We start from the raw sequence: 12,096 nt of genomic DNA on the forward strand, positions 1-12,096 counted from the left end.
GCGCGCGATGTTCATGGTGCGCTGACCGATGCTTTCCGCGATGATCCTCCTGCCGCTCGCGCTTGCGCTGCTGGTGCTGTTCCTGCCCGGCGACGAGGCTGCGAAGGCCCGCATGGCGCGCCTTGTCGGGCTGGGCACGACGCTGCTGCTGTTCGCCATGGGCCTTGTCCTCTGGGCCGGGTTCGACAGTTCGACGGCGGCGTTCCAGTTCACCGAGCGTGCCGAGCTGTTCGGCGGCCTGTTCAGCTGGCACCTGGGCGTGGATGGCATCAGCCTGGTGCTGATCCTGCTGTCGGTGTTCCTGATGCCGCTTTGCATCCTTGCCGGCTGGGACAGCGTGAAGACCCGCGTGCCGGAATATATCGCCGCCTTCCTGGTGATGGAGAGCCTGATGATCGGGGTGTTTTCCGCCCTCGACATCTTCCTTTTCTACATCTTCTTCGAAGCCGGCCTGATTCCGATGTACCTGATCATCGGCATCTGGGGCGGCAAGCGGCGTATCTATGCCAGCTACAAATTCTTCCTCTACACGCTGCTCGGCTCGGTTCTGATGCTGCTGGCGATGCTGTGGATGGTGCGGGAAGCCGGCACCACCGACATCCCGGCGCTGATGGCGCATGATTTCCCGGTTCGGGCGCAGACCTGGCTGTGGCTCGCCTTCTTCGCCAGCTTCGCGGTGAAGATGCCGATGTGGCCGGTTCATACCTGGCTGCCGGATGCGCACGTGGAGGCGCCGACGGCGGGTTCGATGATTCTGGCCGGCGTGCTGCTGAAGATGGGCGGTTACGGCTTCATCCGCTTCAGCCTGCCGATGTTCCCGGAAGCGTCGGTGGAGCTGATGTGGCTGGTGCTGGGGCTTTCGATGGTCGCCGTGGTCTACACGTCGCTGGTGGCGCTGATTCAGTCCGACATGAAGAAGCTGATCGCCTATTCCTCTGTCGCGCACATGGCCTTCGTGACGGGCGGCCTGTTCGCCTTCAACACGCAGGGGCTGGAAGGCGCGATGGTGGTCATGCTGAGCCACGGGGTCGTTTCGGCCGCGCTCTTCTTCTGTGTTGGCGTCATCTATGATCGCCTCCACACGCGGGAGATTGACCGCTACGGCGGCGTCACCACGAACATGCCGCGCTATGCCGTTTTCTTCCTGCTGTTCACCATGGCCTCCATCGCCTTGCCCGGCACTTCGGGCTTCGTGGGCGAATTCATGGCGCTGACCGGCATCTGGAAGGCCAACACCTGGGTGGTGTTCGTGATGGCGACGGGCGTGATCCTGGGCGCGGCCTACATGCTGTGGCTGTTCGCCCGGGTGATGTTCGGCGCGCAGAAGAATGCGGATGCCGCCGCCATGCCCGATCTGAACCGTCGGGAATGGGCGGTGATGCTGCCGCTGGCGCTGGTCGCGCTGTGGATGGGCATCTATCCCAAACCCTTCCTGGAACCGCTGAAAGCGCCTGTCGGCAGCCTGATGGCGCGCCTTGAACGGGCTGCGCCGCCGCAGACCCCCCATACCCCAATCGTTGCAACGGCGCCTGTGCAGATGGCGTCGGCAACTGTCGGAGACGCCAAGTGACGCTCGCCCAATCGCTTTCCATCGGCGCACCCGAAGTGGTGCTGGCGGCCGGCGCGCTTGTGCTGCTGATGATCGGCGTGTTTCGCGGAAACGACAGCCTGAAGGGCCTTTCGTGGGGCGCGGTGATCCTGTTCGCACTCGCGGCGCTGACGGTGATCGACGATTCCCCCACGCGCGAACTGGCCTGGAACCAGCTCTATGTGGCGGATGCCCTGTCGTCCTTCCTGAAGATCCTGATCCTGGGCGGCGCGGCCGCGGCGGTGCTGATGGCGCTGCCCTACATGGAGCGGGTGAAGCTTCACCGCTTCGAATATCCGGTGCTGATCGTTCTGGCGACGCTGGGCATGTGCGTCATGGTCAGCGCCAATAACCTGCTGACGCTGTATGTCGGGCTCGAACTGATGAGCCTGTCGGCCTATGTGCTTGCGGCCTTCAACCGCAACGAGCAGCGCTCGACGGAAGCCGGCCTCAAATATTTCGTGCTGGGCGCGCTGTCGTCGGGCCTGCTCCTCTATGGTGTCAGCCTTGTCTATGGCTTCGTCGGCTCCACCGAGTTCACCCGGATCGCGGCGGGCCTCTCCGCCGGCGAGGGCCGCAACATGGGCGCGCTGTTCGGGCTGGTGTTCGTGTTCGCGGGGCTGGCCTTCAAGGTTTCCGCCGTGCCGTTCCACATGTGGACGCCGGATGTCTATGAAGGCGCCCCGACCCCGGTCGCCGCCTTCTTCGCCTCTGCGCCCAAGGTGGCCGCGATGGGCCTGTTCCTGCGCGTTGCGCTCGACGCCTTTTCGGGCATGATCGCGGACTGGCGGCAGCTGGTGATCTTCATGGCCATCGCTTCCATGCTGGTGGGGGCCGTTGGCGCGATCGGGCAATCCAACATCAAGCGTCTGCTTGCCTATTCGTCGATCAACAATGTCGGCTTCATGCTGATCGGTCTCGCCGCGGCGACTGCCGCCGGCGCGTCTGCCGTGCTGCTCTATCTTGTCATCTATGTGGTGATGACGATCGGTTCCTTCCTGGTTGTGCTGGCGCTGACCGACGCGGACGGCAACGCGGTGGAAACGCTGGACGATCTGGCGGGCCTTGCGCGGACACGGCCCTGGCTGGCGACGGCCTTGTCGATCTTCATGCTTTCCCTCGCCGGCCTGCCGCCGCTGTTCGGCTTCATGGCGAAGCTTGCGGTGTTCAATTCGGCGGTGGATGCCGGGCTGTGGCTGCTGGCGGTGCTGGGCGTGCTCTCCAGCGTGATCGCGGCCTATTACTATCTGCGCGTGGTGAAGATCCTGTTCTTCGATCCGCCGGCCGATGTGGTCGTGAACGGGCAGGGCGGGGCGGTCGTCAACAACGGCATGATGATTGCGGCTGCCGTGTTCTGCTCGCCCATCGGCTATCTGCTGCTGGGGCCGCTCGCGGAAGCCACCCGCCTTGCGGCAAGCAGCCTGTTCTGACCGCCAGCCGGCCGGACCCGTTCTGATCCTCACTCTGTCCGAAGTCGGCTCGACCAACGACTGGCTGCGCGAGAACGCCAGCCAGTTCGCGGACGGGCAGTGGGTGCGCGCAGAGCGCCAGACCAGCGGCCGTGGCCGGCTGGGGCGGCAGTGGCAGATGCCGGAAGGCAATCTCGCCATGTCGGGCCTGATCCGTCCGCAGCCGGGCGAAGGCAACCCGGCCGAACTGGGCTTTGTCGCGGCGCTGGCCCTGCATGATGTGATGGCCGGGCTTGTCGATGTGGCCCGGCTACAGCTGAAATGGCCGAACGACCTGCTGCTGGACGGGGCGAAGCTGTCCGGCATCCTGCTGGAGCGCGAGGGTGAGGTACTGGTGCTGGGCATCGGCGTGAACATCGTGGCGGCGCCGAAGCTGCCGGATCGCGCCACCATCGCGCTGGCGGATCTGGGCATCGTGATCGCCGCTGCGGATTTCGCCGGCCGGCTGGCGGAGGCCTTCGCGGCCCGCCGGGCGCAATGGCGGGAAGCGGGATTTTCCGCGATCAGGAACGACTGGCTCGCCCACGCGCACCCGCCGGGCACACCGCTGTGGGTGTCGGCGCCGGGCGGCCGGGTGGCCGGTCGTTTCGCCGGGATCGACGCCGATGGCGCGCTGCGGTTGGATGGTGAGGACGGACAGGTTCATGTGATCCATGCCGGCGATGTATGGGGCGCGCCGCCAGCCGGGAGAGGAGAGGGCTGATGCTGCTTGCGATCGATGTCGGCAACACGAACATCCTGTTTGCCCTGGTGGACGGGGGCGAGATCCGCTGGCGCTGGCGCATCGCCACCGACGGGCGGCGGACGGCGGATGAATATGCCGTCTGGCTGAACCAGCTGATGGCGATGGAGGGGCTGGATCGCAGCATCATCGACGATGTGATCATCGCCAGCGTCGTGCCGCAGACGCTGTTCAATCTGCGCGGGCTGGCGCGGCGCATCGCCAATGTGGAACCCATGGTGGTGGGCGCGCCGGGCATCGATTACGGCATGCCGATCAACCTGCCCAATCCGGCTGAAGTCGGCGCGGACCGGGTGGTGAACGCGGTTGCCGCGCACGGCATCTGGCCGGGTGACCTCATCATCATCGATTTCGGCACGGCGACCACGTTCGATGTCGTCTCCGCCGCCGGCACCTATGAAGGCGGGGTGATCGCGCCAGGCATCAACCTGTCGATGGACGCGCTCTATAATGCGGCAGCGAGGCTTCCGCGCATTGCGGTGGAACCGCCCGCCGATGGCCTGGGCGTGATCGGCAAGGGCACCGTGCATGCCATGCAATCCGGCGTGTTCTGGGGCTATGTGGGGCTGATTGAAGGGCTGGTTGCCCGCATGAAGGCGGAAATCTCGGAGCGTCCCGGGCTGATTTCGGTCGAGGCCGTCACCGTGGTCGCGACCGGCGGCCTTGCGCCATTGTTCAGCCGGCATACCGACGCTATCTCCCATGTCGATCCCGACCTGATGATCAAGGGCCTCATGCGCATTCATGCGGCCAACCGGGACGACAGCAGAAAGGCTTGATGATTTTGACTCCGGGTGACGAACTGATTTTCCTGCCGCTGGGCGGGTCCGGCGAGATTGGCATGAACGTCAATCTCTATGGCTGCCGCGGCAAGTGGATCATGTGCGATCTGGGCATGACCTTCGCCGACCCGACGCTGCCCGGCGTGGAACTGGTGCTGCCGGACCTGCAATTCATCGAGGATCGGCGCGACGACCTGCTGGGCGTGATCCTGACGCACGGACATGAGGACCATATCGGCGCCATCCCCTATCTGGCGGCGGATCTGGGCGTGCCGCTTTTTGCCACGCCGTTCACGGCGGGCCTGATCCGGCGCAAGCTGGAGGAGGAAGGCCTTCAGAACGAGGTGAAACTGCATGTGGTGCCGATGGGCGGCACGGTGGAGCTGGGGCCGTTCCGGGCGCAGTATGTGGCGCTCGCTCATTCCATTCCCGAGGGCAATGCGCTGGTGATCGACACGCCGCACGGCCGCCTGTTCCACACCGGGGACTGGAAGCTGGATGCCGGGCCGATCCTGGGCAATCCGGCCTCTGCCGGGGAACTGGAAGCCATCGGCGCCAACGGCGGCAAGGGCACGCTGGCGCTGGTGGGCGACAGCACGAACGTCTTCAACCCGGAGCCGTCGGGCAGCGAAAGCCAGGTGTTCGACGGGCTGATGAAGCTGGTGAAGAGCCGGCGGACGGGCCGTGTCGTTGTCACCACCTTCGCGTCCAACGCAGCCCGCCTGCACACGCTTGGCGAAGTGGCGAAGGCGACAGGGCGGCGGCTGGTGGTGGCTGGCCGCTCGCTCGACCGGATCATCGCCGTCGCGCGTTCGACCGGCTATCTGAAGGATTTCCCCGAGCCGCTGAGCCTGGAGGCGGCATCCGATGCGCGGCCTGAAACGCTGCTGATCGTGGTGACGGGCACGCAGGGCGAGCCGCAGGCCGCGCTTGCGCGGATCGCGGACGGCACGCACCCCTATATCAAGCTGCAGAAGGGCGACCTCGTCGTCTATTCCTCCAAGCAGATTCCGGGCAACGAACTGGCGATCGGCCGGGTGCAGAACGCGCTTGCCGCGCGCGGGATCGAGATCGTGGGCGACCGGCAGGCGCATGTCCATGTCTCTGGCCATCCCGGCCGGCCAGAGCTTGAGGCGATGTACGGCTGGATCCGGCCGCGCATTTCCGTGCCTGTGCACGGCGAGCGGCGCCACATGGAGGAACATGCCCGCCTGGCGCGTGGCTGGGGCGTGCCCGATGCCATCGTGCCGATGAATGGCAGCGTGATCCGGCTGGCGCCGGGCCGGCCAGAGGTGATCGGCCACGAACATCATGGCCGTCTGGTGCTGGACGGCGACGTGATCCTTCCCGCCGACGGGGCCACAATGGCCGCGCGCCGCAAGATGGCCTGGTCAGGGCTGATGCTGGTGACGCTGGTTGTCGGCGCGAAGGGGCGTCTGGCGGCGGATCCGCGCGTGATCGCGAAGGGCGTTCCTGTCGAGGAAGACGAGGAGGCGTTCCTGGCCGAAGCGGCCGATGCGGCCCGCGCGGCCTTCCGCAAGTTCGGCCTTTCCGACCGGCGCCGGCTGGAAGATGAAGTGAAGGTGGCCGTTCGCCGTGTTGCGCGGCAATGGACCGGCAAGAAGCCGCCCACCGACGTGCAGATCATCAGCGTCTGAGCCTGCGATGCCCTGGTATTCGGCCCTTGCCATCTATCTGCTGTTCTGGGTGTTCACCCTGTTTCTGGTGCTGCCCCATGGTGTGCGGACATCGCGCGAACTGGGCGAGCCGGAAGTGCCGGGGCAGGCACCCAGCGCGCCGCATCATTTCTCGTTGCCGCGCAAGCTGCTCTGGACGACCCTGGTGTCCGCGCTCTTCTTCGGCCTGTTCTGGCTGAACTGGGAAATGGGCTGGATCACCCGCGCGGATCTGGAAGCGCTGCTGCCGAAGCCGGGCCGTTCGCTGCCCGGGGCCTGAGGCCTTCGGATCAGGCCTCCAGCGCTTCCGATAGGGCGGCGGCCAGCCGGCCCTGATCCGATCCCAGCAGGGCGGCCGAAAGGGCAGGGGCCTGCCCTTCGAAGCGGCGCACCAGCGCATCGAAGCTGTTGGTATAGTCTCGCGCGGCCCGGGCGAACTCGGCGTCGCGCGCCAGCAGGTCCTTCAGCTCCTTCGCCTCGCGCCGTTCCAGCAGGGCGACCGCCCGACGGTTGAACAGGCCGCGCTCGCCCTTGCGCCATTGCGCCCAGTCCGTGTCGTCCATCGGCCGGCCCAGCGCAGAGGCGATGGAGACGGATGAATCCGCCAGCCGTTCCGTCAGCAGGCTGGCCGCTGCCAGCAGTTCGGCCTGGCGCGCCTCTTCGAACTGGACGACCCTGTCCGCCGAACGGTCTTCGAGGAGTTTCAATGTGTTCGCGAGGGCAGCCATGCTGCTCGCGGTGCGTTCGGCGGCGGCCGCTGCCGCGGCCTCGGCTTCCTTCGCCTTTGCGGCGATCGGCTCCGCGAAGCTGCGCCGCATCGCGTCGTCCGCCGCTTCCGTCAGGGCTGCGCGCGCTTCCGCCATCACCCCGTCCAGCATTTCGCGCATGGTGCCGGTAGTCTGCGCGGCCACTTCGCGCACGCGCGCCATCGCATCCACCAGCCGGGTCGCGGCGGCCAGCGACGTGTCGCGGGTTTGTTCCTCCACTTCGCCGATCAGGGTGCGGGCCTGCTGCAGCTCCACCACCAGCGCCTGTCCGGCTGCCTCGATCGCTTCGCGCTGGGCGGCGTAGCCCCGGCTTGCCGCGTCCAGCGCGGCGCGGCTTTCCGCAATCGGCGCAGACAGGGCCATGGCCTTGTCATGCGCGCCATCGATCGCGCGCACCAGGTCCATCAGTTCGGCCGTGAGCGTTTCGGCGGCGCGGCCGGCATCCACGGTGCGCGCGGGCAGCGTCTCGCCCAGCACGTCCACCGTCTGCAGCGCGGTTTCGCGCAGCTTCCGCACTGCGGATTCCAGCGCCTGGGTCGCGGCCTGGCTTTCCTTCAGCGGGTCCGCGATGCGGCCAAGCTCCGTGCTGACGCCCTGCACCCGGGCCAGCAGCCGGTCGAGCGACTGGCCCGATGTTTCCTGGCTGTGCTGCAACCGGGCATCGAGCAGCTTGAAGGCCCGCTCGCCAGAGGCGGCGAGGCTTTCCGTCAACGCGCCCTGCGCCGTCAGCCGCCCCTCGATCGCTTCGGCCTGCCGGGCAAGTTCGCCCAGCCGCTCGCCAAGGTGCGTGGATGCAGCGGCCGCCATGGCTTCCAGCCGCTGCCAGGCCTCCTGCATCTGGGCGAGCATCACTTCGCCCTGCTTCTGCGTGGCTTCGCGTTTGGCGGTCTGCGTATTCTCGAGCAGTTCGAAAAGGCTGTCGGCTTCGCTGCGGATCGCGCGCATCCCGGCCTCGCTCTGGCTTCGGCCGCGTTCGGCTTGCGCCTCCAGCGTCGCCAGCGCCTGCGCCAGCGTCTCCGCGGATCTGGTGCCGTGCGCGCTGAGCGCCTCGAGGCCGCTGGCGACGGACCGCGCGGCTTCCTGCGCCCGATCCGCCTGCGCTTCGGCGACCGCGCCTGTTTCCCCCAGCGCCTGGCGCAGCCGCTCGGCGGCTGATGCGGCCTGCGGCAGAACCGATTCCAGCACGCGGCTGGCTTCCAGCGCCCCGCTGGTCGCGGTCGTCAGGTCGGAAACCAGCCGCTGCGCCTCTCTCGAGCGGGTTTCGAGGAGGTCTGCGGTTGCGGACAGGGTGCCGAGATCCTGGCTGAGCGAATCCTTCAGCGCATTGATGCGGGCGGCGGCGCCGGCCACCCGGGCTTCGGTTTCCTCCAGCGAGTCGGACTTTTCCAGCACCGGAATGCGTTCCCGGTTCTGCAGGGCGGCGGCCAGCGCATACATGGCGGCGACCGGCATCAGCAGGATGCCGATCTGCTGGATGACGCCCGAGATGCTGTCGGGTCGCGTGCCATCCATCATCATCGCCCAGAAACCGAATCCCAGCCAGGCAAGGCCCAGCAAGGTCGCGATCACGAACGACAGGCGGACGGTGGTGATCTCAGACATGGCCTCTCCTGCGCCCTTCGGATTTTCCGGATTCCGGCTTTGTTTTAGCGGGACGGATCGACACGACCGGCCCCCGCTTCCGCCTGCCTCAGCCGCGCGTTGGCGGCAAGCGCCAACAGGCTGAGCGCAAGAATCTCCCACAGCCAGAAGAAGATCGGCTCTCTGGCCAGCGCCGCAATCCAGAGCGCGATGAGCCGGCCGTCGCTGCTGAGCGGCGACATCCGGCGCAATGTGCGCGCGGCGCTCGGCCGCCAGGCGTCCAGCAGCGCCTGTCTTTCGGCGGGCGGCGCGGCGGCCAGCCTGTCGTCGAACGGGCGGGTGCGATTGCCCAGCATCGCTTCCCCCCTGTTGTACAGCCGTTCGATCAGCCCGCCGGTTTCGGGCCGCTTCACCGCCTGGAACCGCCCGGACAGGCGGCGGATGTAGGTGGCGCGTTCGCCTTCGTAGAACTGGGCCTGCAAAGCGTGGGCCAGACCTGCCGCAGCCGCGATCAGTGCGGCGGCAGCCGGGTGCGGGTGGGTGAAGGCCAGCGCCATGTAGGTGGCCACGAACGTGGAATAGTCGGCCACGCCGTCCAGCAGGCGGCCGGCATCGCTGGTCTGGCCCGTGGCGCGGGCGAGCTGGCCATCCAGCCCGTCCATCACGGCCCAGCCCAGCATCAGCAGCAGCCCCAGCGTGGCGAAGCGGGGATCCGGCCAGCGCAGATAGGCCGCAGCCGCGGCGAGCCCGAGGCCCAGCCCGGCAGCCGTGACAAGGTTGGGGTGCAGGCCCATCCGGATGGCGCCGGGCAGCAGCGCATTGGACAGCCGGTGGATCAGCAGCCGGTTGGGAAGCGTTTCGATTTCTTGGGGGCGGCCGCCGGTCATCGCGGCAATCCCTCGCAAAAGCGGGGGCAGGCTGGCAAGCCCGCGACAGCGCCGTTAAGGACGCGCGCATGGATTTCGTAGCGCTTCTGATGGTGGGCGAAAGCCTGAACGGTTCCGAACCGGCCGGGCTTGGACAGGTGGGCGGGATCAGCCTGCTGGAACGGCAGGCCCGCATGGTGCTGAAGGCCGGTGCCGAGCGGGTGCTGGTGGTGGCGCCCGCGCTGCCGGCTGATCTTGGCGCACGCCTTGCGGAGGATGCACGCATGGTGCGCGTGCAGACGGCCGACGCGCTGGCCGGCGAACTTGTCGGTGAAACGCGCCCGGTGCTGATGCTGGCGCCCGGCCTTCTGGCGGATGACCGGCTGATTTCCGCCACCCTGTCCGGCGGGGGGACGCCGCTGCTGGCGGTATTCACGGGCGACGCGCCCGCCGAAGCGCAACGGCTGGATGCGGCCAGCCACTGGGCCGGGCTGGCGCTGCTGCCGCCCGCGCTGGTGCGCGATGTCGCTGCGGGGCTTGGCGAGTGGGAGCTTTCGGGCACGCTGGTACGCGCCGCCTGCGAATCGGCAGTGCCGCGCCTGCCGGTCGATGCGCTGCCCCTTTATGTTTCGAATCGACGCCGCGAAGTGCCGATGATCTGGGCCATGCCGGCCACGGAGGCCGGGCGTTCAGCCGCGACGGACATGTTGCTGGCGGCCGCGCAGAAAGGCTGCCTGGACTGGCCGGCCCGCTTCATCCACCCCCCCGTCGAGAACGCGCTGGTGCGGTTGCTGCTGCCCACCCCCGTCACGCCCAACATGATCACCGTGGCGACGGGGCTGCTGGGGGTGGCCGCCATCTGGCTGTTTGCAACCGGACAGCCGTGGTGGGCGCTTGCGATCGTGCTGCTGGTGGGGCCGCTGGATGGCGTGGACGGCAAGCTGGCCCGCACGCGGCACGAATATTCCCGCTGGGGCGATCTGGAACATGTGCTGGACAAGGTGCTGGAATATGGCTGGATCCTGGCGCTGGCCTGGTGGTTTTCCGGAACGCACGGGGTTGCCGCCTGGCTGGCGGCGGCCGGGATCATCATCTTTGCCCTTTCCGAAGCCGCTTCGGGCGAATTCTTCCGCCGTTTCACAGGCCGCCAGCTGGATGACTGGGGGGTGTTCGAACGGCGCTTCCGCCTGATCGGCGGGCGGCGCAACACCTTCTTCTGGAGCCTGCTGCCTTTCGCCGCCTTCGGCCTGTGGTGGCAGGGGTATCTGATGATCCTGGCCTATGCGGCCATCACGTTCGCGATTTCCCAATGGCGGCTGCTGAACGCGATCGGCGAATATGGGCGACAGGTCAGCGATGAAGTGCGCGGCAATTTCGCCGGGACGGCCTATGATTTCTTGCCGAAGCAGGGGGGGGCGGCTAGGTGAGCCGCCTGATGTTGCAAATAGTTTACGTTCGGCCCCCGGAAGCATGGGGCCTGGCGCAAACGCAGAAGGACTGACAGGCCGGATGACGCCGATCAATGTTGCGATAGCAGGCGTGGGAAACTGCGCCAGCTCGCTGGTTCAGGGGATCGCCCACTATTCCAACGGCGGCGCGAACGAAGCGATCGGTCTGAGCCACTGGGATCTGGGCGGCTGGCGGCCGCGGGATCTGAAGATTGTCGCCGCATTCGACGTAGACCACCGCAAGGTCGGGCTGGACGTGGCGCAGGCGATCTTCGCAGAACCCAACTGCACGGCGAAATTCTGCGATCATGTGCCGCCCTCCGGGACGCTGGTGCAGATGGGGGCGGTGCTGGACGGCGTTGCCCCGCACATGCTGGACGCGCCGGCGGCGCGGAGCTTCCGCGTGGCCGATGCGCCGCAGCCCAGCCTGGATGAAGTGGTCGAAATCCTGAAGCGTGCCGATGCGCATGTGCTGATGAACTATCTGCCGGTCGGCAGCCAGAAGGCGACGGAATTCTACGCCGAAGCCGCGCTGAAGGCGGGTGTTGCCTTCGTGAACAACATCCCGGTGTTCATCGCCAGCAATCCGGACTGGGCGAAGCGCTTTGCCGATGCGGGCGTTCCCCTGATCGGGGACGACATCAAGGCCCAGCTGGGCGCGACGATCGTGCACCGCACCCTGACCGAGCTGTTCGCAAGGCGCGGCGTGCGGCTGAAGCGCACTTATCAGCTGAACACCGGCGGCAACACGGATTTCCTGAATATGCTGGCGCGGGACCGGCTGGAATCGAAGAAGAAATCCAAGACCGAAGCGGTGCAGTCCGCCACCGATCGCCGGCTGGAGGATGACAATATCCATGTCGGCCCGTCGGACTATGTCGCCTGGCAGAATGACAACAAGGTCTGTTTCCTGCGCATGGAGGGCGAGCTGTTCGGCGGTGTGCCGATGAACCTTGAACTGCGTCTGTCGGTGGAGGACAGCCCGAATTCGGCCGGCGTCGCCATTGACCTGGTGCGCTGCGCGGCCCTGGCCCGTGCGCGGGGGATCGGCGGCGTGATCGAAGCGCCTTCGGCGGCCTTTTGCAAGCATCCGCCCGTGCAGATCGAGGATGGCGAGGCGCATGCGGCGCTGGAAGCCTTCATCGCCGGCCCCGGGGATGAGCCGATCCGCCATTAA

Annotated in this window: 10 protein-coding genes; 8 read left to right on the top strand and 2 right to left on the bottom strand. The window is 67.2% G+C overall.

Going from position 1 to position 12,096, the window contains the following annotated elements; translation table 11 throughout:
• Positions 1-28 precede the first annotated feature (28 nt).
• Genes ACW9TV_RS08415 through ACW9TV_RS08440 form a run of 6 tightly spaced genes read left to right on the top strand, consistent with a single transcriptional unit; the run spans position 29 to position 6,537 of the window.
• Positions 29-1,570: an NADH-quinone oxidoreductase subunit M gene (locus ACW9TV_RS08415; RefSeq protein ID WP_494303035.1), complete on the top strand. Its 1,542-nt coding sequence runs from the start codon at positions 29-31 to the stop codon at positions 1,568-1,570.
• Positions 1,567-3,018, top strand: coding sequence for an NADH-quinone oxidoreductase subunit NuoN (gene nuoN, locus ACW9TV_RS08420; RefSeq protein WP_494303036.1), 1,452 nt, complete (start codon positions 1,567-1,569; stop codon positions 3,016-3,018). The genes ACW9TV_RS08415 and nuoN overlap by 4 nt, the downstream gene beginning before the upstream one ends.
• The gene (locus ACW9TV_RS08425) at positions 2,996-3,760 is read left to right on the top strand and encodes a biotin--[acetyl-CoA-carboxylase] ligase (protein WP_494303037.1); all 765 of its coding nucleotides are present in this window, start codon (positions 2,996-2,998) and stop codon (positions 3,758-3,760) included. Before nuoN ends, ACW9TV_RS08425 begins: the two co-directional genes overlap by 23 nt.
• Entirely contained in the window at positions 3,760-4,578 is an 819-nt protein-coding gene (locus tag ACW9TV_RS08430; RefSeq protein ID WP_494303038.1) for a type III pantothenate kinase, read from the top strand. The genes ACW9TV_RS08425 and ACW9TV_RS08430 overlap by 1 nt, the downstream gene beginning before the upstream one ends.
• 5 nt (positions 4,579-4,583) lie before the next feature.
• Entirely contained in the window at positions 4,584-6,239 is a 1,656-nt protein-coding gene (locus ACW9TV_RS08435; RefSeq protein WP_494305068.1) for a ribonuclease J, read from the top strand.
• A 7-nt stretch (positions 6,240-6,246) separates the two neighbouring features.
• Positions 6,247-6,537, top strand: coding sequence for a DUF1467 family protein (locus ACW9TV_RS08440; protein WP_494303039.1), 291 nt, complete (start codon positions 6,247-6,249; stop codon positions 6,535-6,537).
• A gap of 10 nt (positions 6,538-6,547) precedes the next feature.
• On the opposite strand, the gene ACW9TV_RS08445 is transcribed toward ACW9TV_RS08440, so the two are convergent.
• Complete coding sequence (locus ACW9TV_RS08445; protein WP_494303040.1) at positions 6,548-8,626, bottom strand: coiled-coil domain-containing protein; 2,079 nt, start codon at positions 8,624-8,626, stop codon at positions 6,548-6,550.
• Between the two features lie 44 nt (positions 8,627-8,670).
• Complete coding sequence (locus tag ACW9TV_RS08450; protein WP_494303041.1) at positions 8,671-9,492, bottom strand: CDP-alcohol phosphatidyltransferase family protein; 822 nt, start codon at positions 9,490-9,492, stop codon at positions 8,671-8,673.
• 68 nt (positions 9,493-9,560) lie between these two features.
• Here ACW9TV_RS08450 and ACW9TV_RS08455 point away from each other — a divergent pair, with 68 nt between their 5' ends.
• Positions 9,561-10,898, top strand: coding sequence for a CDP-alcohol phosphatidyltransferase family protein (locus tag ACW9TV_RS08455; RefSeq protein WP_494303042.1), 1,338 nt, complete (start codon positions 9,561-9,563; stop codon positions 10,896-10,898).
• 82 nt (positions 10,899-10,980) lie between these two features.
• Positions 10,981-12,096, top strand: coding sequence for an inositol-3-phosphate synthase (locus tag ACW9TV_RS08460; protein WP_494303043.1), 1,116 nt, complete (start codon positions 10,981-10,983; stop codon positions 12,094-12,096).

The organism is Sandaracinobacter sp. T42, from assembly GCF_059115405.1.